At 44.4% G+C, this 23,909-nt stretch carries 19 protein-coding genes; 18 read left to right on the top strand and 1 reads right to left on the bottom strand.

The window, feature by feature from the left end:
• Window positions 1-26 precede the first annotated feature (26 nt).
• Both C0979_RS08025 and C0979_RS08020 read left to right on the top strand, forming a co-directional pair.
• Window positions 27-1,070 (top strand): ribonucleotide-diphosphate reductase subunit beta, encoded by a 1,044-nt coding sequence (locus C0979_RS08025; protein ID WP_101695468.1) that lies wholly within the window; start codon window positions 27-29, stop codon window positions 1,068-1,070.
• Between the two features lie 84 nt (window positions 1,071-1,154).
• A complete protein-coding gene (locus C0979_RS08020; RefSeq protein WP_101695467.1) occupies window positions 1,155-1,928 on the top strand; it encodes an SseB family protein in 774 nt (257 codons plus the stop codon).
• A gap of 183 nt (window positions 1,929-2,111) precedes the next feature.
• Here the strand turns inward: C0979_RS08020 and C0979_RS08015 are convergent, their stop codons facing one another.
• Window positions 2,112-2,309 (bottom strand): cold shock domain-containing protein, encoded by a 198-nt coding sequence (locus tag C0979_RS08015; protein WP_101695466.1) that lies wholly within the window; start codon window positions 2,307-2,309, stop codon window positions 2,112-2,114.
• A gap of 336 nt (window positions 2,310-2,645) precedes the next feature.
• Between C0979_RS08015 and cysK the strand changes: the two genes are divergently transcribed.
• From cysK to C0979_RS07935, 16 genes are all read left to right on the top strand, one after another.
• Entirely contained in the window at window positions 2,646-3,575 is a 930-nt protein-coding gene (gene cysK / locus C0979_RS08010; protein ID WP_101695465.1) for a cysteine synthase A, read from the top strand.
• Between the two features lie 94 nt (window positions 3,576-3,669).
• Complete coding sequence (ptsP, locus tag C0979_RS08005; RefSeq protein ID WP_101695464.1) at window positions 3,670-5,295, top strand: phosphoenolpyruvate--protein phosphotransferase; 1,626 nt, start codon at window positions 3,670-3,672, stop codon at window positions 5,293-5,295.
• Between the two features lie 238 nt (window positions 5,296-5,533).
• Window positions 5,534-6,277 carry a DeoR/GlpR family DNA-binding transcription regulator gene (locus C0979_RS08000; protein ID WP_101695463.1) on the top strand — a complete coding sequence of 248 codons (744 nt, stop codon included), beginning with the start codon at window positions 5,534-5,536 and terminating at the stop codon, window positions 6,275-6,277.
• 3 nt (window positions 6,278-6,280) lie between these two features.
• Complete coding sequence (pfkB, locus tag C0979_RS07995; RefSeq protein ID WP_101695462.1) at window positions 6,281-7,210, top strand: 1-phosphofructokinase; 930 nt, start codon at window positions 6,281-6,283, stop codon at window positions 7,208-7,210.
• Window positions 7,207-9,120 (top strand): PTS fructose transporter subunit IIABC, encoded by a 1,914-nt coding sequence (locus C0979_RS07990; RefSeq protein WP_101695461.1) that lies wholly within the window; start codon window positions 7,207-7,209, stop codon window positions 9,118-9,120. The genes pfkB and C0979_RS07990 overlap by 4 nt, the downstream gene beginning before the upstream one ends.
• Before the next feature lie 56 nt (window positions 9,121-9,176).
• Entirely contained in the window at window positions 9,177-9,434 is a 258-nt protein-coding gene (locus C0979_RS07985; RefSeq protein ID WP_101695460.1) for an HPr family phosphocarrier protein, read from the top strand.
• Between the two features lie 15 nt (window positions 9,435-9,449).
• Window positions 9,450-11,072: a phosphoenolpyruvate--protein phosphotransferase gene (ptsP, locus tag C0979_RS07980; RefSeq protein ID WP_101695459.1), complete on the top strand. Its 1,623-nt coding sequence runs from the start codon at window positions 9,450-9,452 to the stop codon at window positions 11,070-11,072.
• 122 nt (window positions 11,073-11,194) lie between these two features.
• Entirely contained in the window at window positions 11,195-12,577 is a 1,383-nt protein-coding gene (locus C0979_RS07975; RefSeq protein WP_101695458.1) for an NCS2 family permease, read from the top strand.
• A gap of 208 nt (window positions 12,578-12,785) precedes the next feature.
• Window positions 12,786-14,096, top strand: a complete 1,311-nt coding sequence (dsdA, locus tag C0979_RS07970; RefSeq protein WP_408608331.1) for a D-serine ammonia-lyase — start codon at window positions 12,786-12,788, stop codon at window positions 14,094-14,096.
• Between the two features lie 16 nt (window positions 14,097-14,112).
• Window positions 14,113-15,603, top strand: a complete 1,491-nt coding sequence (locus C0979_RS07965; RefSeq protein WP_101695456.1) for an IMP dehydrogenase — start codon at window positions 14,113-14,115, stop codon at window positions 15,601-15,603.
• 121 nt (window positions 15,604-15,724) lie between these two features.
• Window positions 15,725-17,053: an MATE family efflux transporter gene (locus C0979_RS07960; RefSeq protein ID WP_101695455.1), complete on the top strand. Its 1,329-nt coding sequence runs from the start codon at window positions 15,725-15,727 to the stop codon at window positions 17,051-17,053.
• Between the two features lie 76 nt (window positions 17,054-17,129).
• Window positions 17,130-18,950 carry an ABC-F family ATP-binding cassette domain-containing protein gene (locus C0979_RS07955; protein ID WP_101695454.1) on the top strand — a complete coding sequence of 607 codons (1,821 nt, stop codon included), beginning with the start codon at window positions 17,130-17,132 and terminating at the stop codon, window positions 18,948-18,950.
• A 19-nt stretch (window positions 18,951-18,969) separates the two neighbouring features.
• The gene (locus C0979_RS07950; RefSeq protein ID WP_101695453.1) at window positions 18,970-19,884 is read left to right on the top strand and encodes an alpha/beta hydrolase; all 915 of its coding nucleotides are present in this window, start codon (window positions 18,970-18,972) and stop codon (window positions 19,882-19,884) included.
• Between the two features lie 2 nt (window positions 19,885-19,886).
• Window positions 19,887-21,713: a DUF6320 domain-containing protein gene (locus tag C0979_RS07945; RefSeq protein WP_101695452.1), complete on the top strand. Its 1,827-nt coding sequence runs from the start codon at window positions 19,887-19,889 to the stop codon at window positions 21,711-21,713.
• Window positions 21,706-22,794, top strand: coding sequence for a YibE/F family protein (locus C0979_RS07940; protein WP_202031226.1), 1,089 nt, complete (start codon window positions 21,706-21,708; stop codon window positions 22,792-22,794). The genes C0979_RS07945 and C0979_RS07940 overlap by 8 nt, the downstream gene beginning before the upstream one ends.
• Window positions 22,791-23,558 carry a YibE/F family protein gene (locus tag C0979_RS07935; RefSeq protein WP_101695450.1) on the top strand — a complete coding sequence of 256 codons (768 nt, stop codon included), beginning with the start codon at window positions 22,791-22,793 and terminating at the stop codon, window positions 23,556-23,558. The genes C0979_RS07940 and C0979_RS07935 overlap by 4 nt, the downstream gene beginning before the upstream one ends.
• Window positions 23,559-23,909 lie beyond the last annotated feature (351 nt).

The following is a 23,909-nucleotide window of genomic DNA, read 5'->3' as shown; positions in this document are numbered from 1 at the left end:
TGAACTTAGCAAACAGGAGGAAGAGAATGTCCAAGTTAACGAAGAAACCATTGTTTAATCCACTGGGAGATACAGAGGTACATAAGCGCCGGATGATCGGCGGAAATTCTACAAATTTGAATGATTTTAACCATATGAAATATGAATGGGTCAGCGATTGGTACCGGCAGGCGATGAATAATTTTTGGGTACCGGAAGAAATCAATCTGGGAGTGGATGTGAAGGATTACCGGAAACTTCCAAAAGCGGAACGAAGAGCCTACGATAAGATATTATCGTTTTTAATTTTCCTGGACAGTATCCAGACGGCGAATCTTCCGAATATCGGGGCATATGTGACAGCCAATGAAATTAATTTGTGCCTGTCTATTCAGGCGTTTCAGGAAGCGGTGCACAGTCAGAGCTACAGTTACATGTTAGATACGATTTGTGAGCCGCAGGAGCGTAACACGGTGTTGTACCAATGGAAGGAAGATGAACATCTGCTTGCCAGAAATGAATTTATCGGTAATCTTTATAATGAGTTTCAAGAGGAGCAAAGTGGGGAAGCGCTGGTGCGCACCCTGATTGCCAACTATATTCTGGAAGGCATTTATTTTTACAGCGGATTTATGTTTTTTTATAACCTGGGACGAAATCATCAGATGCCCGGCTCAGTGCAGGAGATTCGCTATATTAACCGGGATGAGAATACACATCTGTGGCTGTTTCGGAATATTCTGATGGAATTAAAAAAGGAGGAGCCGGAACTTTTCACAGAGGAAAAGGTGGAAGTTTATCGCTCTATGATCCGGGAGGGCTGCGAGCAGGAAATCCGATGGGGACATTATGTGATTGGAGATGAGATTAAGGGGCTGAATCAGGAGATGGTGACAGATTATATTCAGTACTTGGGAAATCTGCGCTGTATGGGACTTGGATTTGCTCCAATCTATGAAGGACATGAAAAAGAGCCGGACAGTATGGCATGGGTGAGTCAGTTTTCCAATGCCAATATGATTAAGACGGATTTCTTTGAGGCGAAAAGCACGGCTTATGCAAAGAGCAGTGCCCTGATAGATGACTTGTAATTTACAGGTGGATTGTGGTATGCTAGTAAGAAGCATACGAGGCTTTTTTTTCGATAGAGAAAAAGAGCCGGAAAAGAGGACAAGATGAGTGAGAGAGAAGTAACAAAGCAGGAATTTTTGAGACAGCTGATGATGTTAAAGGATGCGCCAGAGCTGTATGCGCTGATGTCTATGTATACCAAGATGCCGCAGGTATTCTGCGATCCGGAAACCTATGATGATGAAGTGCTGCTGTTTTTTTCCGAGGAGGATGCCAGACGGGAAGCAGAAAAACTTATGAAAGAGCATTATGCGGTTCAGATTGTAAAGATTGAAAAAGAGCATCGCCTGAACTTTTATACCAGTTTGTACCCAATTGGCGTAAACTGCCTTCTGGCAGGCCGTGGGACAGAACAGGAGTTTTCCGTACAGCTTAGTGATCTGATTAAGAGAACATCAAATCAGGAATTAGAAGAGGGAAAAGAACGGGTAGAAAATCCCCAGATGCACCTGACTGCGCTTTATCTTATGCAGGAGCTTCGTAGGAATCCATCTGCAGGCATGACAGATGAGATGAAGGAATGGAATGAAGAGATGATGGCCGCATTCCAAAAAGGAAGATTTTTGGTAGCTGTAGATCAGGAGAAGGGACTTGGCGCTGTAAAGAATAAGGAAGGGAAGTTATTCCTTCCGGTATTTACGGATATCGAAGAATTCCATAAATTCAACCGAGAAGGAAAGTTCCGCCCATTTGCAGTGGACAGCATTAAAATTCCGGAGATGCTGACGGATGAGATGAACGGTACGGCGGTGAATCCACTCGGTGTCAACGTGGTTTTGAATATTACGAAAAAGCGGGTACAGGATTCGGAAGCCTAAATAAAAGCAAAGGATAAAGGTCAAGATCATAAAAAGTATTGATCGGGAAATGAAAAGACCAGGAAGCAAAATAGCTGCCTGGTCTTTTCATAATCTCATTTCGTGTATTACTTTTAAATATCAAAATCAAACTTCAGTTTATAATATATAAAAGGTACATCTAAATTCCGATTAGTGCTGGGATTAAAGTTTTGTTACGTTGACTGCCTGAGGTCCCTTAGCGCCTTCAGTTACATCGTATTCTACTTCCTGCCCTTCTTCCAGAGACTTGAAGCCTTCCATGTTCAGACCAGAGTAGTGTACGAATACATCGTTGCCTGCTTCATCAGAGATGAAACCGTAGCCTTTTTGGTTGTTAAACCATTTTACTGTACCTTTCATTATGATACCTCCATAAAAATTAGATAATATAAGTGAGACAATCTATAAAATAAATTTATAGATTATACTTCGTCAGATTAGCACATGTTAATAAAAAAGTCAATGCATTCGACATTCTTTTTTCTATATTTCACAAAGATTTTATTAGTACATTTTTACGTATAATAAAGAAAAATATTTAAAAAACGGATTAGGAATTTGCGGACATATATTGAAAACATGGGGAATCGTAATATAATAAAAACACGAGGGGAAAAGTCGATGAAAGGATTCATCCATGATTGAAGGAGCAATGCAGCAAAACGAGCAGGAAAATAGAAACAGGAGGAAACAAAGATGGGAAATATTTATCACAGTGTAGAGGAATTGATTGGAAAGACACCACTTATGGAGGTGGAAGGAATTGAGAAGGAACTGGGACTTGCTGCCAGAATTTATGTGAAACTGGAATTATTCAATCCGGCGGGAAGTGTCAAAGACAGAGTGGCATTATCTATGATTCGGGACGCGGAAGAAAAAGGACTTCTGGCGCCGGGGGCAACGATTATTGAGCCGACCAGTGGAAATACCGGAATCGGGCTTGCTTCTATTGCGGCCGCCAGAGGATACCGGGCAATTTTTACCATGCCGGAGACTATGAGTATAGAAAGAAGAAAGCTGCTGCAAGGATATGGAGCAGAGATTGTTTTGACGGATGGCAAGGCAGGTATGGACGGCGCCATTCGGAAAGCGGAAGAACTGGCGCGTGAGATGGAAAATGCAATGGTGCTGGGTCAATTCGTAAATCCGGCTAATCCAAAGGCACATTACGAGACGACAGGACCGGAAATCTGGGAAGACCTAGAGGGAGCGGTGGATATCTTTGTGGCAGGAGCAGGAACGGGAGGAACCGTGACGGGAACGGGACGCTTCTTAAAAGAGAAGAATCCGAAGGTTCAGGTGGTGGCTGTGGAGCCGGAAGGTTCTCCGGTTCTCTCAGGCGGAGAGAAAGGGCCTCATGGACTTCAGGGAATCGGGGCAGGTTTTGTTCCGGAAATTTTAGATACACAAATCTATGATGAGGTCTTCAAGGTAAAAGAGGAAGAAGCATATGAGGCTGCCCGACTGCTGGCAAGAAAGCAGGGGGTACTGACAGGCATTACTTCAGGAGCAGCGCTTCATGCGGCAATCGCACTTGCAAAGCGTCCGGAAAATGCCGGAAAACACATTGTTGTTATCTTACCGGATACCGGAGAAAGGTACCTGTCAACTCCTCTGTTTGCGTAATCATTTTCCTTGACGAACGAATAGGGAGCGTGTAAAGTATAGTTGTTTAAATGACTTTAAATTTGGAGAAAAATAGAGTAAAGGATAAGTTTGTATGATTACATTAACAGGGAAAAAGGTGTCCGAAGGGATTGCCATTGGAAAGCTGAATTTTTATAAGCGGGATACCAAGGAAGTCCGCCGTATTTATGTAAAGGATGTAGAGAAGGAAGTTATGCGGTTTCAGAAGGCAAGACAAAAGGCTTTGCTGGAGCTTAAGATTCTCTACGACACTGCCGCAAAAGAGGTAGGAGATGCCAATGCGGCAATCTTTGAGATGCAGCAGATGATTCTGGAGGATACAGACTATATTGACCAGATTACCGGTATTATCGTGGAACATAAATTAAATGCCGAGTATGCGATGCAGAAGGCAACAGAAGAGTTCATTGCCACTGCAGCCGAGAAGGAAAAAAATTATGTGCAGGGGCGGGATGTGGACGTCAAAGACGTAGCAACCCGTGTGCTTCGGATTCTTTCCAGAACCTGGAAGGATAAGATGCTGACCGATGAACCCTTCATATTAGCAGCGGGAGAACTATATCCAAGTGAGGCGGTTCAGCTTGACAAGACGCAGGTGTTGGGATTTGTGACTCGTTACGGAACGATCAATTCCCATACAGCAATTCTGGCGCGTACGAAAGGCATTCCATCGGTGATCGGTCTTGGAGAGGCGTTAAAGAAAGATTACGATGGAAAGACAATTATTGTCGATGGATTTGAAGGAAAGGTTTATATTGAACCGGATTATACCACCATCAGTAAGATGAAGCAAAGACAGGAGATCGATCATACCCAGACGGTAAATCTGGAGCGTCTGAAGGGAAAAGAAAATATCACTCAGAGCGGACAGAAAATTGACGTCTGCGCCAATATCGGTACCAGAGAGGATATTGAAAATGTGATCCGAAGTGACGCCGGAGGAATCGGACTGTTCCGAAGTGAATTCCTGTATATGGAGAGCGGAACAAAGCCGCCTACAGAAGAACAGCAGTTCCAGGTGTTCCGATTGGCGGCAGAGGCCATGGGGGAGAAACGGGTTGTAATCCGAACAGCAGATTTAGGAGGAGACAAGCAGGTGAATTGCCTAGATCTTAATGGAGATCCCAATCCGGCTTTGGGATATCGGGGAATCCGTGTCATGCTGGAGAAGGATGAAATTTTCCGCACTCACTTGCGGGCGATTCTGCGGGCATCCATGTATGGCAATATTGCAGTGATGTTCCCGATGATTTCTTCGATTGAGGAACTGCGTCAGGCAAAGCGACAGCTGGAGAAAGCAAAAAAGGAATTAAAAGAGAAGAAGATCTCTTACAATGAAAATATTCAAGTTGGTGTGATGATTGAGACGCCGGCAGCGGTTATGATCAGTGGCGAACTGGCAAGAGAGGCAGATTTTTTCAGCATCGGAACGAATGATTTAAGCCAGTTTACTTTAGGAATGGATCGCTTAAATGAAAGACTGGAGGGACATTACGATGCCCATCATCCGGCACTTTTGAAGATGATCCGTATCATTACAAACAACGTACATTTGGAGGATAAGCGGATTAGTATCTGCGGAGATCTGGCGGCAGACCTGGAGATGACAGAGTACTTTATTTCTTTGGGTATTGACGAACTGTCTGTAGCGCCGGGACAGGTACTGGGACTTCGCAAGAAGATCCGAGAGATTCAGTAAAATTTCATAATATTTAACCATATTCATTGAGAATAAAAACCATCATGGAGTCGAAAGATAAGCATGATGGTTTTTTTATGCATTATGCATAAAAGATAGTGAAATATTTTGGAAGGTATTTTGACTGAAAGTAGTTGACTATGACTGAAAATGATTGTATTATGGATTTGAAGATGAATGATATTGAAAGAAAATGACTGAAAATAAAAAGAGAACAGGGAGAAAAAGGAGGGAGAATATGCTGGCGGAAGAGAGATTTCGGGAAATATTAAAAATTGTAAATGAAAAGAAGACCGTTACCGTTCAGGAACTGACTGCTTTGTTAGAGACTTCTGAATCCACGATCCGCCGAGATCTTACGACATTGCATCAAAGAGGTGCATTGATCAAGGTTCACGGCGGCGCTGCGGCAGCAGAGTCAGAAACAATGACAAGAGATGCAGATCTTTCTTTGAGAAGTACTCTGAATAAAGAAGAAAAGGCTGTGATTGGGAAATACGCAGCAGGTCTGATCCGGGAGGAAGATTTTATATATCTGGATGCAGGAAGCAGTGTGGATGTAATGATTGATTATATTACAGAGACGGGTGCGCTATATGTGACCAACGCTGTAAGCCATGCGCAGAAGCTGCTGAAGAAAGGAATGCGGGTCTTTTTGATCGGCGGAGAGCTGAAGGCGGTTACAGAAGCGATTGTCGGAGCTGAGGCGGTAGAAGGGCTGAAAAAATATCATTTTACAAAGGGCTTCTTTGGAACGAACGGAGCAGACGCAGTTTCCGGATATACAACGCCGGATATTACGGAAGCTCTTGTAAAAGAAAAGGCAATGCAGCAATGCAGGAAGTGCTATGTATTGGCAGATGCATCCAAGATCAGCCAGATATCATCGGTAACTTTTGCTGATTTCCAGTCAGCACAGCTGATCACTACAAAGCTTCAGGATGTTACTTATAGAAAATATGCAAATATAATGGAGGTCTAATCAATGATTTACACAGTTACGTTTAATCCGTCACTGGATTACATTGTCTCTGTGGCAGACTTTAAACTTGGCCTTACCAATCGCACAAGCTCGGAGCTTCTTCTTCCGGGAGGAAAAGGAATCAATGTTTCCATTGTGCTTAAGAATCTGGGCATTGATAACACAGCGCTTGGTTTTGTGGCAGGGTTTACCGGAGAAGAAGTCATAAAACGGTTGGAGAGCCTGGGCGTAAAGAGTGGCTTTCTTGAGATTCCGGAAGGGTTTACACGGATCAATGTGAAGCTAAAATCCATAGACGGAACAGAGATCAACGGTCAGGGACCGTCTATCAGTGAAGATAAGATGGCAAAACTTATGGAAAAACTGGAGGAACTGGGAGAAGGAGATGTGCTCTTCTTGTCTGGAAGTATTCCGGCTTCTATGCCCAGTGATACGTATCAGAGAATTATGGAGCATCTGAAGGATAAGGGAGTTTTGATATCGGTGGATGCCACACGGGATCTGCTTCTTAAGGTGCTTCCGTATCACCCATTTCTGATCAAGCCTAACAACCATGAATTAGGCGAGATCTTTGGTGTGGAATTAAAGACGAGAGAATCGGTTGTTCCATACGGGAAGAAGCTTCAGAAAATGGGTGCAGAGAATGTGCTGATCTCGATGGCAGGAGAAGGGGCAGTTCTGATTGCCGCAGATGGACAGATTTATGACGCACCGGCTCCAAAAGGAGTTTTAAAAAATGGAGTAGGCGCCGGAGATTCTATGGTCGCCGGGTTTATGGCAGGCTGGATGGAAAGAAAGGAATACCGGCATGCGTTCTGCATGGGTGTTGCAGCCGGAAGTGCAAGTGCATTTTCCGAGCAGCTGGCAGTAAAGGAAGAGATTGATCAAGTATATGAACAGGTAATAAAAATTGCAGGAGGGAAAGAAGCATGAGAATTACAGATTTATTGGATGAAAGAAGTATCTCACTGGATACAGCGCCTAAGAGCAAGCAGGAAGCCATTGATGCGGCAGTTGCTCTTATGGTAAAAAGTGGAAAGATTAAGGATGAGGAGGCTTATAAAAAACAAGTTTATGCAAGAGAGGAAGAAAGTACCACCGGAATTGGAGAAGGAATTGCGATTCCACATGGCAAATGTGACGCGGTAGAACGTCCGGGACTTGCCGCAATGGTGATCCGTGAGGGTGTAGATTTCGATTCCTTAGACGGAGCTTTGGTAACATTGTTGTTCTTGATCGCAGCACCAAATACAGAGGATAATGTACATCTGGATGTGCTAAGTAAGTTATCCATGATGTTGATGGATGAGACATTTACGGAAAATCTTCGAAAGGCAGAGTCACCGGAACAATTTCTTGCCATCATTGATCAGGCAGATGAAGAGAAGAAGAGTGTGGACGAACGACTGGCCGATGTGGAAGAGGCAAAAGAAGATCAGGTAAAAATTCTGGCGGTTACGTCCTGCCCGACCGGAATTGCGCATACGTATATGGCGGCAGAAGGAATTGAAAAAGCGGCGAAAGCCAAAAACTGCTTTATAAAAGTAGAGACAAGAGGTTCCGGCGGAGCAAAAAATGTACTGACAGAAGAAGAAATTAAAGCGGCGGACTGCATTATTGTTGCAGCGGATGCGCAGGTTCCTATGGATCGCTTTGATGGAAAAAAAGTGATCGAACGTCAGGTGTCTGACGGAATCAATAAGGCAGATGAATTAGTAGAGCTTGCCATTTCCGGTAATATTCCGGTATACAAAAGCAGCGCCGGCGGAGAGAAGAAACAGGCCGCAAAGAGCGGTGGCAGCGTAGGTCATAAGATTTATACACAGCTGATGAACGGTGTATCGCATATGCTTCCTTTCGTAGTAGGCGGCGGTATTTTGATCGCAATTGCCTTCCTTCTTGACGGTATGTTGGTGGATATCAATTCCTTATCTGTTGCAGAACGTGCAAATTTTGGTACAATCACACCAGTGGCTGCAATGTTCAAAAACATTGGCGGCGTAGCATTTGGTTTTATGCTTCCGGTACTTGCAGGCTTTATTGCAATGGCGATTGGTGACAGACCGGCGTTGGCAGTGGGCTTCGTCGGAGGTATGATGGCTGCAAGTGGAACCTCCGGTTTCTTAGGAGCCCTGGTAGCTGGTTTTGCAGCAGGATATGTAATTCTCGCACTTCGGAAAGTATGCGATAAGCTTCCGCAGGCAATTGAGAAAATCGCTCCGGTACTTATTTACCCGGTTGTCGGTATTCTGATCATGGGACTTGGCATGACCTTTATCGTAGAGCCGGTCATGGGAGGAATTAACACAGCGCTGAACAATGGTTTGACAAGTATGGGAGGTTCCAGTAAGCTGATCTTAGGACTGATCCTTGGCGGTATGATGGCAATTGATATGGGCGGCCCGTTCAACAAAGCTGCCTATGTATTTGGTACAGCAGCGATCGCATCTGGTAATTATGATATCATGGCAGCTGTTATGATCGGCGGTATGGTTCCGCCATGTGCCATTGCGCTGGCAACGCTTCTGTTTAAGAATAAGTTTACAAAAGAAGAAAGAGAGTCAGGACCGATGAACTTCATTATGGGACTTGCATTTATTACAGAAGGAGCAATCCCATATGCGGCGGCGGATCCGCTTCATGTACTTCCATCATGTATTATCGGTTCAGGACTTGCAGGAGCCCTGTCCATGGCATTCGGATGTACGCTGATGGCTCCGCACGGAGGAATCTTCGTCGTACCGGTGATGGGAAATGCAATGATGTATCTGCTTGCCCTTGTGATCGGAACAGTCGTTTCCACAGTTCTGTTAGGTGTTTTAAAGAAAAAAGTTGCAGAATAAATCAGTTGATAACAAGAAGAAAGATAAAATTAAGAAAGAAAATGGAGGAATCAATCATGAAAGAATTTCAGTATGTAATCACAGATCCAGAAGGAATCCACGCAAGACCGGCAGGTCTTCTTGTAAAGAAAGCCAATGAGTTCGCATCAAATGTTACGATTAAAAAGGGTGACAAGAGCGCAGATGCTAAGAGAATTTTTGCAGTTATGGGTCTGGGTGTAAAGAAGGCAGATGAGATTACCGTTTGTGTAGAAGGAGAAGATGAGGCAAAAGCTTCAGAGGCAATGGAGCAGTTCTTCAAAGGAAACCTGTAAGAAGGGAAGAGAGCAATGATTACATTATCAGGGAAAAGTGTATTTGGCGGAATCGCAATTGGAAAGATTTCATTCTATAAGAGAAATGAAATTACGATCAAGAGAAGTCATGTAGAAGATACAGAGGCAGAAATAAAGCGTTTTGAAAAAGCGAAAGAACAGGCGTCAGCAGAGCTTCAGCAATTACATGACAAGGCAATGGATGATGTGGGTGAGACAAATGCCATGATCTTCGAAATCCATCAGATGATGCTGGAGGATCTGGATTATGTGGAGTCTATTGTGAATATGATCACCACGCAAGAAGTCAATGCAGAGTATGCAGTGGGAACGACAGCAGATAATTTTGCTGCGATGTTCGCGGCGATGGATGATGCTTATATGCAGGGAAGAACTGCAGATGTGAAGGATGTGTCTGAACGCCTGATCAAAGTGTTATCTAACAGTGATCACGGAGCAATAGAGATGAAAGAGCCCGTGATCGTTGCAGCAGATGATCTGGTGCCAAGTGAAACGGTACAGCTTGATAAAGAAAAGGTTCTTGCCTTTGTTACGATGTATGGTTCTTCAAACTCTCACACTGCAATTCTTGCGCGGACGATGAACATCCCGGCTGTGATCGGCCTTGGTGAAGATCTGAAGCAGGAATATGACGGAAAGCTTGCAGTTGTAGATGGCATGGACGGAGTGATCTATATTGATCCGGATGCAAGAACGATGGAAGCTATGCAGAAAAAGCAAAGAGAAGATCTGGAGAAAAAGGAACTTCTAGAGCAGTTAAAGGGCAAAGAGAATGTGACAAAGAGTGGTCAGAAAGTGAATGTGTATGCCAATATCGGGAATTTGTCCGATGTAGGAGCTGTTCTGAAAAATGATGCTGGAGGAATCGGCCTGTTCCGGAGTGAATTCCTTTATCTGGAGAGTGAGTCCTTCCCAACAGAAGAGCAGCAGTTCAAGGTGTATAAGCAGGTGGCGGAGAATATGGCAGGGAAACGTGTGATCATCCGCACGCTGGATATCGGAGCCGATAAGCAGGCAGAATATTTTGGTTTGGACAAGGAAGAAAACCCGGCTCTTGGATATCGTGCAATCCGTATCTGCCTTACTAGGCCGGAGATATTTAAGACACAGCTTCGCGCGCTTTATCGTGCCTCTGCTTATGGGCAGATTGCTATTATGTTTCCAATGATCATTTCCGTGGATGAAGTGAAGAAGATCAAGGAAATGATTCAGGTGGTTCAGGAAGAACTGACAGAAGAGGGCGTAGATTTCCGTAAGGATGTGGAGATCGGCGTGATGATTGAGACACCGGCAGCTGTTATGGTGAGCCATGAGCTTGCGAAAGAGGTGGATTTCTTCAGTGTGGGAACCAATGATCTGACGCAGTACACGCTTGCCATTGACAGACAGAACCAGAAGCTGGAACCTTTTTACGACGCTCATCATCCGGCAGTACTGTCCATGATCCGCATAGCGGCAGAAAATGCACACCGGGAAGGAAAATGGATTGGTATCTGCGGAGAACTTGCAGCAGACCTGTCCCTTACCGGAACATTCCTTGAGATGGGAATCGATGAGCTGTCTGTAGCGCCGGGAATGATCCTGCCACTTAGAAAAACAGTTCGTGAATGCGAGTAATACAAAATAGTGATAAATACTCATAATGAGAAGTAATAGATGGAGCCATTTACTTTATGGCTCCATTTTGCTAGAATAGGAATATGTTATCTAAAAATGAGATACGTGAAGGAGGAAATCAAATGTTAGAGAAGTTTTTCAAACTTAAGGAAAACGGTACAGATACTAAGACAGAGATCCTTGCCGGAATCACAACTTTTATGACTATGGCCTATATTCTGGCTGTAAATCCGAGTATTTTATCGGCAGCTGGAATGGATCAGGGTGCTGTGTTCACTGCGACTGCACTGGCTGCACTATTGGGAACGTTGCTTATGGCGCTTTTTGCCAATTATCCGTTTGCGCTTGCGCCGGGAATGGGACTGAATGCGTACTTTGCTTACACCGTGGTTCTTGGTATGGGATATAGCTGGGAACTGGCGCTTACGGCAGTATTTGTAGAAGGTATTATTTTTATCGTATTATCTCTGACCAATGTGCGAGAGGCGATTTTCAACGCAATTCCGACGAATTTAAAGGCTGCAGTCAGCGTGGGAATTGGTCTGTTTATTGCATTTATCGGTCTGCAGAACGCGAAGATCGTAATTGGAGGGTCAACACTTCTCCAGATCTTTTCATTAAAAGAGTACAATACCGTAAATGGCGTATCAGCATCGTTTAATGATGTGGGAATTACAGTATTGCTTGCGATTATCGGTATCATCATTACCGGACTTTTGGTAATTAAGAATGTAAAAGGAAATATTTTGTGGGGAATTCTGATTACATGGGGACTGGGAATTGCCTGTCAGCTTACCGGAATTTACGTACCGAACCCGGAAGTGGGCTTTTTCTCATTGCTGCCGGATTTCAGCAATGGTCTTTCTATTCCAAGCCTTGCACCGGTATTTGGGAAATTGGATTTTTCCGGAATTCTTTCGCTTGATTTTGTAGTTATTGTATTTGCATTTTTATTTGTGGACATGTTCGATACGATCGGAACGCTGATCGGAGTATCTTCTAAAGCAAATATGCTGGATGAAAATGGCAAGCTTCCACGGATTAAAGGAGCATTGATGGCAGATGCAGTAGCAACAACGGCAGGAGCAGTTCTTGGAACCTCTACAACAACAACGTTCGTAGAGAGTGCATCCGGTGTTACAGAAGGGGGAAGAACGGGGCTTACTGCAGTAACGACTGCGGTTCTGTTTGGTCTTGCATTGTTCCTGTCTCCAATCTTCCTTGCGATTCCGTCTTTTGCGACGGCTCCGGCATTAGTAGTTGTTGGATTCTATATGTTGACAAATGTTGTAAATATTGATTTCAATGATGTTTCCGAAGCGCTGCCATGTTATATTTGTATTTTGGCAATGCCATTCTTCTATAGCATTTCTGAAGGTATTTCTATGGGAGTGATTGCTTATGTAGCAATGAATCTTCTGACTGGAAAGGCAAAGGAAAAGAAGATTAGTGTATTGATGTATATATTGGCGGTACTGTTTATTCTGAAGTATATTTTCCTGTAGGAAGAAAAGCAGTATTAAAAAAAGTAAAAGGATTAGAAACGGTATTCCAAAATGATGATATCATGGTTTGGAATGCCGTTTTTTCGTAATGAGGTACGCAATTTTCTGTCAAAGTCCAGATTGCCAGGGGAGTGGAAGAAATGCTATAATCAGCATAGATAGAAAATAGGGTTTTTCGTAAGGAGGAAAGACGATGGAAAGAGAGTATATGAACCTTCCTGTTGTGAGGGAGCTTGCGGAAAAGGAACAGGTAGGATGGAGAAATCCAAAGAAACTTTCCTGGGAGGAAAGTAAGGGAATCCTTCCGGTTACGGCAAGCGAGGTTGAGGATGCTAAGGCCAGACTTGCGAGGTTTGCACCGTTTATTCAGAAATGTTTTCCGGAGACGAAAGAAAGTGGAGGCGTGATTGAATCAGAGCTGGTACCGATTGAAAAGATGAAAGAACTTTTGAATCAGGAGTTTGGCGGAACAATCGAGGGAACGCTGCTTCTTAAGAAGGATAGTCATCTAGCAGTGGCAGGATCAGTAAAGGCGCGTGGAGGAATCTATGAGGTTCTGAAACACACGGAGGATCTTGCACTGGAGGCTGGATTGATTACGGTGGAAGATGATTATTCCAAGCTTGCATCGGACGAGTGCCGTAAATACTTCAGTCAGTATACGATTCAGGTGGGGTCAACGGGAAACTTAGGACTTAGTATCGGAATTGCCAGTGCGGCAGTGGGATACCGGGTGGTTGTACATATGTCTGCAGATGCAAGACAGTGGAAGAAGGATTTGCTTAGAAGTCACGGAGTCACTGTTATAGAGTATGAATCGGATTACAGTGAGGCGGTTAAGCAGGGGCGAAAAGAGTCAGATGCAGATCCGAAGAGTTATTTTGTAGATGATGAAAATTCTAAAAACCTATTTCTGGGATATGCGGTGGCAGCAGGGCGTCTGAAGGATCAGCTTACCGAGCAGGGAATCTGTATTGATGAAGAGCATCCATTGTTCGTGTATATTCCATGTGGCGTTGGTGGAGCGCCAGGCGGGGTTACGTATGGAGCGAAGGAGATTTGGGGAGACAATGTGCATGTATTTTTCGTGGAGCCTGTGGAAGCGCCGTGTATGATTTTGGGAATGGCAACCGGGCTGCATCACGAAATCAGTGTGCAGGAGATCGGCCTTACGGGACAGACGCATGCGGATGGCCTTGCAGTAGGACGCCCGTCAGGGTTTGTGGGGAAAGTGATGGATCCTATTCTTAGCGGAGAGTTTACGGTTCATGACAAATGGCTGTATGAATATATGCGGGCGTTGATAAAGAGTGAGAATATTTTTATCGAACCGAGTTCCTGCGCAGCATTTGAAGGGCCGCTGAAATTGAATCAGTATGAGGAGACTAGGGGGTATCTTCAGGAGCATGGGCTTCTTGAGAAGCTTCCAAATGCTGTGCATATCGCGTGGGCAACCGGTGGAAGACTGGTTCCGGAAGAGATTCGCAGAGAATACCAGAATACTTATCTTGAAGAGTAGGAAAAGGAGAAAAATTATGGCGTATTTTTATGAAGAACCATCTCGTACGTTTAGTGAATATTTATTGATTCCGGGATATTCCTCTGCAGAGTGTATTCCGTCCCGCGTGAGTTTAAAGACACCGCTTGTGAAGTATAGAAAAGGGGAGGAGCCGGCGCTTTCTATTAATATTCCGATGGTTTCTGCAATTATGCAGTCGGTATCAGATGATCGTCTCGCAGTGGCGCTTGCACAAGAAGGAGGTCTCTCCTTTATTTATGGCTCTCAGACGGTGGAGAATCAGACGGAAATGATTCGAAAAGTTAAACGTTACCGGGCGGGGTTTGTAGTCAGTGATTCCAATGTGTCGCCGGATATGACGCTGAAAGATGTGCTGGATATTACAGAGAAGACCGGACATTCCACAGTAGCCGTTACAGAGAATGGGCAGTCCGGCGGGAAGCTTCTTGGCATTGTCACGAACAAGGATTATCGTGTCAGCCGGATGAGTATGGATACAAAGGTGAAAGATTTCATGACAACGCTGGATCATCTGGTCTATGCGGATGAGTCTACGACTTTGAAAGAGGCCAATGACATTATCTGGGAGCACAAGATCAATTGTCTCCCACTGGTAAATAAGAATCAGGAACTGGTGTATCTGGTGTTCCGGAAGGACTACGATACGCATAAAAAGAATGAGAATGAATTGATTGATCAATCCAAACGTTATATGGTTGGTGCAGGGATCAATACCAGAGATTATAAGGAACGGGTTCCGGCTCTTTTGGAAGCTGGAGCAGATGCCCTTTGCATTGACAGCTCTGAAGGATTTTCTGAATGGCAGAAGCTGACGATCGACTATATCCGTGAAAATTACGGGGATCGTGTAAAGGTTGGCGCGGGAAATGTAGTGGATGCAGATGGATTCCGTTTCCTTGCAGAGGCAGGGGCGGATTTTGTTAAGGTAGGCATCGGCGGAGGCGCGATCTGTATTACCAGAGAGCAGAAAGGAATTGGCCGGGGACAGGCAACTGCCTTGATCGAAGTTGCGAAAGCAAGAGATGAATATTATAAAGAGACGGGAATTTATGTCCCGATTTGTTCCGATGGTGGAATTGTACACGATTATCATATTACGCTGGCGCTGGCTATGGGAGCAGATTTTGTGATGCTGGGACGGTATTTCGCAAGATTTGATGAAAGTCCGACTAAGCGAGTGAACGTAGGCGGCAGCTATATGAAAGAATACTGGGGAGAAGGAAGCGCAAGAGCCAGAAACTGGCAGCGCTATGATATGGGAGGAGATAAGAAGCTTTCTTTTGAAGAGGGTGTAGACTCCCTGGTTCCTTATGCGGGAAGCTTGAAAGATAATGTGAATCTGACATTAAGCAAGGTACGCGGAGCCATGTGTAACTGCGGTGCGCTGACGATCCCGGAATTGCAGGAAAAGGCGAAGATTACGTTAGTGTCGGCAACCAGTATTGTGGAAGGCGGCGCCCATGATGTTACGCTTAGAAATAAATAATCCGTAAAAATATTTCAGTATATACACCAGAAGAACAAAGACTGTTGCAGAACCATTTGGGGTTGCAGCAGTCTTGTTTTGCGGGGAAAAGAGAACAGGAAAGAAAAGCAGGAGAGATGAAATGAATACACAGGATTTTGTAACGAAGCCGGTGAGGGGAATCTTTTTTCGGTATTTGATTCCATCCATTTGTGGTACGATGGTAACGTCCATCTACGTATTGGCAGATACCATTATGATTGGAAAAGGGTTGGGAGCTACGGCTATGGCGGCACTCAATATTGCACTGCCGATTTATAATATTTTTTTTGGAATTGGTCTGTTGTTCGGAGTGGGCGGTTCGGTACTGATGTCAGTCTGCCGGGGAAGAGGGGACAAGAAGAAGGCAGATGCCTTCTTTACCCTGTCTTTCATTCTAAATATTGTGATATGGCTTCTTTCTCAGATTGTCTGTGTGGTATGGATGGAAGAGATTGCGTGGGCTTTGGGAGCGACAAAGGAAACGTTCCCCTATGTGATGGACTACATGCGCTGTATTATCTGGGGAATGGGGGCATATTATTTATCTTCCTATCTGCAGACGTTCGTGCGCAATGACGGTGCGCCCAAACTTGCGATGAATGCAGTTATTGCCGGCGGTGTGACCAATATTGTGCTGGATTATCTCTTTGTATTCCCGATGCAGATGGGGATGGCAGGAGCAGCGCTGGCAACGGTACTTGGGTCTACATTGACGGTTGTAATTCTGGTTCTTCATTTCTTCTCTCCAAAGAATCAGTTACGATTTCAAATCCATGGGATGTCCATTTCAGCCGTCCGGGAGATTCTGGTCAATGGAGCCGCCAGCTTTGTGATTGAGATTTCTTCCGGAATTACGATTTATATTTTTAATCTTCAGCTTTTGAAATACGTAGGTAATACGGCGGTAGCAGTATTTGGAATCATCTGCAATGTATCCATTGTAATTATGAGCTTGTGTAAAGGAGTCAATCAGGCGGCACAGCCGATTATCTCCACGAATTTTGGAGCGGGAAAAGGAGAGAGGATTCACCAGGTATTCTGGAGTGCAGTCTGGACATCGTTGGTCATTTGTGCAGTTCCGGTAGTGGTGGGAATCGCGTTCCCGGATCTTTATACTTATATTTTCTTAAATCCGGATCCGCAGATTCTGGCGTTGTCAGCATCGGCAATTCGTATCTATTTTGTCGGCTTTATAGCAATGGCCGTCAATATGGTATTTATCAGTTATTTTCAGGCGGTGGTAAAGCCGGTAGAGTCCCTGATTATCTGTATGCTCAGGGGATGCGTGCTTTTGATTGCGCTGGTTTATCTGCTTCCTTTGTTCCTTGGAGTTATCGGGATTTGGCTGGCATTTCCGGCAGCTGAAGTTCTGACGATGCTGATGGGAATTGGAATGTTCCGAAGGCAGAAGACGAGAAAAGCTATTTGACGCAGCCACAAGGTTATGCGTATAATAAGTACATTATAGACAGCAGAATTAGAAGCAAGATAAGGAAATGAAACATATGAATTTATTGACGATGGAGCATCTGACAAAGTCTTATACGGATCGGATTTTGCTGGATGATGTAGGATTTAGTATTAATGAAAATGAGAAAATCGGTGTCATTGGAGTCAATGGAATGGGGAAATCTACCCTTCTTAAGATTGCAGCGGGAATCGAAGATTATGATGATGGAAAGATCAGTATGGGAAGCCAGGTCAAGATCTGTTACTTGCCTCAGACCCCGGTGTTTGAAGAGGCGGAGACCATTCTTCAGGCAGCGGTAAAGGGCAATCAGGATGAGCTGAATCAGTGGACCATTGAAGCAGATGCAAAGGCAATGTTAAATCAGCTTGGATTTACTGATTTTGATGGCAAGGCATCCCTTTTATCGGGAGGACAGAAGAAACGTGTGGCTCTTGTGAATGCCCTTTTGACGCCGGCAGATATTCTCGTACTGGATGAGCCGACGAACCACTTGGACAATGCCATGTCAGAGTGGCTGGAGGAATATTTGATCCGATTTAAGGGAGCGGTTTTGATGGTGACACATGATCGTTACTTTTTGGATCGCGTAGTCAATCGGATTGTGGAAGTAGACCAGGGAAAACTTTATTCTTATCCGGGGAATTATTCGGAGTTCGTGCGGCTAAAGGAGGCGAGGCAGAATATGGAGCTTGCCACAGAGCGTAAGCGTAAGAGTTTGCTTCGAACAGAGCTTCAGTGGTTAAGCCGCGGCGCGCGTGCCAGAAGCACCAAGCAGAAGGCGCATATTGATCGAATCAAAGCGATGCAGGAGATGCAGGATATCCAGGCGGAAAAGAGAGTGATTATGGATTCTGTAGCATCCCGTATGGGAAATAAGACAATTGAACTTTCCCATTTATCGAAATCTTATGGGGACAAGAAGCTGATAGAGGATTACTCCTACTTATTTTTAAAAAATGACCGAATCGGGATCATTGGTCCAAATGGATGTGGAAAATCAACGCTTCTTAAGATGGTGAACGGACTTGTGACGCCGGATGCGGGGAACATAGAAATTGGACAGACGATTCGAATTGGCTATTTCTCTCAGGAAAATGAAGCGATGGATGACACGATGAAAGTGATTGATTATGTGAAAGAAGTGGGAGAATATATTACTACTTCCGATGGTCGGATCACAGCATCCCAGATGCTGGAGAACTTTCTGTTTGACGGAGCGCTTCAATGGTCAAGGATTGAGAAACTCTCTGGTGGCGAAAAGCGCCGGCTATATCTGATGCGGATTCTGATGAGCGCTCCAAACGTATTGATTTTAGATGAGCCGACGAACGATTTGGACATCCAGACGCTGACCATTTTGGAAGATTATCTGGATCGGTTTGATGGAATTATTATTATCGTATCCCATGACCGCTATTTTCTGGATCGAATGGTAACCCGGATCTTTTCCTTTGAAGGAGAAGGAAGAATCCGGCAGTATGAAGGCGGTTATTCAGATTATCTGATCCGAAAAGAGCTGGAAGGATTGGAGAGCTTAGAAGACAGGAAATTACCGGACAAAGGGAAGGATGAAGAGAAAAAATCCGATTCAAAGGCCACCTGGAAGCGCCGGGAGCAGAAGCTTAAATTTTCTTATAAAGAACAGCGCGAATACGAGACCATTGACGGAGAAATTGCAGATTTGGAAGAACAGGTGGAAAGGCTGGAGGAAGAAATTGCAGCCAATGCCACCAATTCAGCAAAGTTAAATGAACTTTTGACTCAAAAAGAAGAGGTGGAGCAAAAGTTGGAAGAAAAGATGGAGCGCTGGGTCTATCTAAATGATCTGGCGGAGCAGATTGGGAATCAGGAATAGGTGAAGTAAGGAGTAAAGCATGGCGATTAACAAATCCATGAGAAAGGTATTAAAAGCATTATCCTTTGATGGAATCGAGGTGGAGGCGTCCAGGCATCTGGCGAATTTAAAAGCCATTGATCCGATGAAAATTTTTCATCGAACCATTGATGGGAAGATTTATAATGAGGGGTATGAGGTGCCGGTTCGGGTTTATCTGCCCAGAGAGAAAGAGACGGATGGGCTTCCGGTCATGCTGTTCTTTCATGGAGGAGGATGGGTGACAGAGAGTATCGATAATTATGAACGAATCTGTGCCCGAATGGCAGTGGCAACCAATCATATTGTGGTTTCCGTGGGATATCGGCTGGCTCCGGAATATAAATTTCCGGTAGGGCTGGAAGATTGTTATGCGGTGGCGAAGGAACTGTACACAGGGAAGATCGCTGGAATTGATCCGGAACAGATTACGGTGATCGGTGACAGTGCCGGTGGAAATTTAGCGGCAGCTCTGTCCCTTTTGGCAAGGGATCGAGGGGAATTTCTCCCCAAGCGGCAGGTTCTGATTTATCCGGCTCTCTACGGGGATTACAGTGATGCATCTCCGTATCCATCGGTGCGGGAGAATGGCAGTGATTATCTACTAACAGCTGGCAAAATGAGGGATTATATTGAGTTGTATGCATCCAGTGAGAAGGATAAGAAGAATCCATATTTTGCACCGCTTTTGGCGGAAGATTATAAGAATCAGCCGAAAACTTTGATTCTAACGGCAGAATTTGATCCACTTAGGGATGAAGGGGAAGATTATGGACGGAAGCTTTCCGAGGCCGGAAATGAGGTGGAAATTCACCGAATTTCGGATGCTCTTCACGGATATTTTGCATTGGGAATTAAGTATTACCATGTAAAGGAAAGCTTTGAATTGATTAATGAATTTTTAAGGAGGAAATAGCAGTGTTTCAGCAAAAGCGGGCGTATTGGCGAAATCTTGATAATGCGGCAAAAATGTTTTCTGCGACCAGCAGTGCAAAAGATACCCGTGTGTTTCGGTTTTATTGTGAACTTAAGGAAGCAATTCAGCCGGAAGTGCTGCAGAAAGCATTGAATCAGACCATTGAGAAATATCCGGTGTTTTTGTCGGTGATGCGAAAAGGGCTCTTCTGGCATTATCTGGAAAAAAGTGAGCTTCGTCCGGTGGTGAGAGAGGAATACAAGGAACCTTGCAGCTGTCTCTATGTTCGAGATAAGAAGGCTTTATTATTTGAAGTGACGTATTATCGGAATCGGATTAACTTTGAAGTATTTCATGCGTTGACAGACGGAACCGGAGCTACGGAATTCATTCGGGAGCTGGTGAAAAATTATCTGTGTCTTTCCCATAAAGAGGACGGACTGGAGAATGTGGAACTGACGAACGCCCGGGTGACGGTACGAGACCAGGAAGACGACAGCTTCAGTAAATACTATAATCCGGATCTTCCCAAGCGTAAGAAGAAAAAAGTGCATGCTTATCAGATTCATAAGTTCCGCAAGGAGTATGAGGAACTTAAGGTGATGGAAAGCACGGCCTCTGTACAGGAACTTCTGGGAGTGTCAAGAAAATATGGGGTATCGATGTCTGTGCTTTTGACTGCAGCGCTGATCTATGCCATCCATGAGGAAATGACCCGGATGCAGGAGAAGAAGCCGGTTATTCTGATGGTGCCGGTTAACTTAAGGAAATTGTTTCCATCTGATTCCATGCTGAATTTCTTTGGTTATATTGAGCCGGGATATCAGTTTGGACGTTCGGGCAGAGAAGATACCTTTAAGGAAGTTCTAAAAGAAGTAAAAGGATATTTTGAAGAGAATCTTTCAAAAGAAAAAGTAGCTCAGCGAATGAATGAATTGATTGCTTTTGAAAAGAATAAGATTTTAAGATGGGCGCCATTAGAATTAAAAAATCCCTGTATCAAAGCGGGGGCGAAGATGGCAGAGCGGGAAGTAACGGCGGTATTTTCTAATATGAGTGCGGTGCGAATGCCAGAGGAATATGCACCTTATATTGAACGTTTTGGTGTCTATACCAGTACGCCGAGGACAGAACTTTGTGCCTGTTCTTACGGAGATACCATGTCTTTTGCATTTACGTCTAGGTATGACAGTTCGAATATACAGCGCAATTTTTATCAGATACTGGAAGGACTGGGTGTGAAAGTAGAGTTAAAGAAGCCTGATTTTCCGGAACAGGTGAAGCCGAACTATGAAGGGAAAAAGTTTTTTCGAGGATTTTCGTTTGGTTGTATTGCAGCTGCGGTACTTAGTGTTATGTGCAATGCAGTGCTGACGCCGAATCTTCACTGGGCTGTGTGGGCTGTGGCAGGAGCTTTATCCATGTGGCTTGCGTTGGCAGTGGGCTATTTTAAACGGCATAACCTGATGAAAAATGCCATGTGGCAGCTTTTGGTCGTGACGATTGGAGCTGTTGTATGGGATCTGTGTGTAGGCTGGCGAGGCTGGTCGGTGAACTTTGTATTGCCGGCAGTCTGCATTTTAATTCAGATTTCTATGATGGTGATCTCTAAGATACAATCGCATTCGCCGCGAGAATATATGATCTATTTTGTGATGGCAGCAGGGTACAGTGTGGTTCTTCCGCTTCTTCTTTTGGCGTGTCATGTGATTACTGTTTCCGCTCCGGCGGTTCTGTGTGCCGGACTTAGCTTTTTATTCCTGCTTGCTTTGATACTTTTTAAAGGGAAAGAATTTAAAGAGGAGATGTATAAGAAGTTTCATGTTTAGAAAAAAATATATCTTTTTTCTGCTTTTCTATCTTGCACTAATTCTTTTTGTGGCAACGGATGCCTGGCTTTATCAGATACCGGTTGCAAGAATTCAGAAGGTGAGAACGGAAGAAAGTGGTGTTAAGAGTGGTGCAAGAGGGGAAAAAGAACAGTATTACGAACAGACGATGGAGGCAAAACTCTTAAACGGCGACCAAAAAGGCGATAAGATTCTGCTGAAAAATGAATATTCTGCGTCACAGGTGATCAATCAAAAGTACCATAAATGGGATCAGGTGCTGGTCAGTCTGAATGGAGAAGGAAAAACGGCGACGATTAAAACGTTGAAAAGAGATGTGTATCTGGCAGCTTTGTTTGGCCTGATGGTGATTTTGCTTCTTCTGATTACGAAAAAGCAGGGCGTTCTGACGATTGCTACGCTTGTAGTCAATCTAGGGATTTATGGAGCAGGATTTACGTTGTATCTGCAAGGGAAGGATATCTTAAAGATCTGTAATCTGATGGCAATTCTGTTTATGGTAACGACATTGTTGTTCTTAAATGGTTTCAGCAGGAAAACATTTGCTGCTGTGCTGTCATCTTTCTGTGTGCTGGCGTTGATTATGGCGATTTTCTTTGCGGTGATGAACCGGGTGGCGGAGCCGGATTATTCAGCAATGGAATATCTGGGGACGATTGAGAATCCAGAAGATATCTTTGCTGCGGAAGTTATGCTGGCAGGGCTTGGAGCAATTATGGATGTGGCAGTTACGATTTCCGCAGCCTTAAGTGAGCTGTTGGAAAAGAAGCCGGATCTTACGTTTCGTAGTTTGTTTCGTTCCGGACGGGAGATTGGCTACGATATTATGGGAACGATGATCAGTGTATTGTTGTTTACTTTTGGAAGTAGTCTGATACCGTCTTTTTTGATTCGTATGAACAATGAAGTGTCATTTCTTACCATGGTGAGGCTTCATATCCCATTGGAGATTGTGGAATTTTTAATTGAAAGTATAGGGATTGTGGCGGCAATTCCCATTTCTATTCTGATATCATCGTGTCTGCTTAGACGGCGTGGAAGGAGGTCAGAAGCGATATGATCTGGTTTCTTGCATTGATTTTGTTCGTTTTGCTGATTACGGTGGGAGGAGAGCGCGGTGCATCAGCAGTATTGGCATTGTGTGGAAATATCGGTGTGCTTGCATTGACAGTTCTCTTGCTTGCGTCTGGAAAGCCTCCGCTTTTGATCATTCCGGTGGCGGCTGTTTTGATTAGTTATCTGACATTGATGAAGCAGAATGGAAGTAATTTAAAGACGAAAACAGCGTTTTTGACGGTAGCTGTTGTGATGGCTGTATTGTCAGTGGGAATCTGTGTGGGTGTTTGGAAAACAGGAAGTGCAGGGCTTAATGAGATTCAGGCGGTGCAGGAAGACGTACAGTTTTACTATACCACTGATTTGGTTATTTCCATGCAGCAGGTAGCTGTGGGGGTTGTTCTTCTAAGTGCGCTTGGTGCGGTGATGGACACGGCTCTTTCTGTGACGTCGGCAGTTTACGAAGTGGCAGTACACAGAAAAGACCTGGATAGAAGTGCCTATTTCCGGTCTGGAATTGAAGTGGGAAAGGAGATTATCGGAACGACGGTAAATACGCTTGTATTTGCCTATCTGGGCGAGTCTCTGATGTTGTTCGCCTATCTGGAGAAGAATGGGTATTCGCCGGAAATGATGCTGAATTCCAAGGTGTTGTTTCAGAATATTGCTGTGATGCTACTTGGAATTACTGCCTGTCTTTTGAGCGTTCCGGTGGCTGCTTATTTGGTAGCGTGGAAAGTGGGGCAAAAGGGAGAAGAAGATAAGTGATTGACAATAAAATAGATCAATGTTATAATTTCATCAATGTAATACGATAAAGGCTATGACGAAGACGGATTTAACCAGGATTTTTCAGAGAGCCGGGAGATGGTGGAACCCCGGTAAGTTCTTGTTATTGTATCCCATCCCTTCCGAGCCGAGATCCCCAAAGCATTGCAAGTAGGGGTTTCCGTGCAGGCTGCGTTAATGCATAGGGCTTGTTGGAGTCTGAAGAGGTATGGCAAAGAAGAAAACCGTACAATTTGAGTGGTACCGCGGGTATTGTATTTACAAGGCTCGTCTCAGAGTAATTTGAGACGGGTCTTTTTTATGTGGAGTGGAAAAATTTGTTTGACTCCA

The organism is Dorea phocaeensis, from assembly GCF_900240315.1.
Lineage (GTDB): Bacteria > Bacillota > Clostridia > Lachnospirales > Lachnospiraceae > Dorea_B > Dorea_B phocaeensis.
The sequence above is the reverse complement of the archived record's forward strand: the minus strand, read 5'-3'. Positions and strand labels throughout refer to the sequence as shown.

Bases quoted from the DNA above. Each gene is read 5' to 3' on its own strand.
- C0979_RS07955 (WP_101695454.1), top strand. From the start codon at position 17,130: ATGAATTTATTGACGATGGAGCATCTGACAAAGTCTTATACGGATCGG.
- C0979_RS07960 (WP_101695455.1), top strand. From the start codon at position 15,725: ATGAATACACAGGATTTTGTAACGAAGCCGGTGAGGGGAATCTTTTTT.
- pfkB (WP_101695462.1), top strand. From the start codon at position 6,281: ATGATTTACACAGTTACGTTTAATCCGTCACTGGATTACATTGTCTCT.
- C0979_RS08000 (WP_101695463.1), top strand. From the start codon at position 5,534: ATGCTGGCGGAAGAGAGATTTCGGGAAATATTAAAAATTGTAAATGAA.
- ptsP (WP_101695459.1), top strand. From the start codon at position 9,450: ATGATTACATTATCAGGGAAAAGTGTATTTGGCGGAATCGCAATTGGA.
- C0979_RS07975 (WP_101695458.1), top strand. From the start codon at position 11,195: ATGTTAGAGAAGTTTTTCAAACTTAAGGAAAACGGTACAGATACTAAG.
- C0979_RS07940 (WP_202031226.1), top strand. From the start codon at position 21,706: ATGTTTAGAAAAAAATATATCTTTTTTCTGCTTTTCTATCTTGCACTA.
- C0979_RS07985 (WP_101695460.1), top strand. From the start codon at position 9,177: ATGAAAGAATTTCAGTATGTAATCACAGATCCAGAAGGAATCCACGCA.
- cysK (WP_101695465.1), top strand. From the start codon at position 2,646: ATGGGAAATATTTATCACAGTGTAGAGGAATTGATTGGAAAGACACCA.
- C0979_RS08025 (WP_101695468.1), top strand. From the start codon at position 27: ATGTCCAAGTTAACGAAGAAACCATTGTTTAATCCACTGGGAGATACA.
- C0979_RS07935 (WP_101695450.1), top strand. From the start codon at position 22,791: ATGATCTGGTTTCTTGCATTGATTTTGTTCGTTTTGCTGATTACGGTG.
- C0979_RS08020 (WP_101695467.1), top strand. From the start codon at position 1,155: ATGAGTGAGAGAGAAGTAACAAAGCAGGAATTTTTGAGACAGCTGATG.
- dsdA (WP_408608331.1), top strand. From the start codon at position 12,786: ATGAACCTTCCTGTTGTGAGGGAGCTTGCGGAAAAGGAACAGGTAGGA.
- C0979_RS08015 (WP_101695466.1), bottom strand. From the start codon at position 2,309: ATGAAAGGTACAGTAAAATGGTTTAACAACCAAAAAGGCTACGGTTTC.
- C0979_RS07965 (WP_101695456.1), top strand. From the start codon at position 14,113: ATGGCGTATTTTTATGAAGAACCATCTCGTACGTTTAGTGAATATTTA.
- ptsP (WP_101695464.1), top strand. From the start codon at position 3,670: ATGATTACATTAACAGGGAAAAAGGTGTCCGAAGGGATTGCCATTGGA.
- C0979_RS07990 (WP_101695461.1), top strand. From the start codon at position 7,207: ATGAGAATTACAGATTTATTGGATGAAAGAAGTATCTCACTGGATACA.
- C0979_RS07950 (WP_101695453.1), top strand. From the start codon at position 18,970: ATGGCGATTAACAAATCCATGAGAAAGGTATTAAAAGCATTATCCTTT.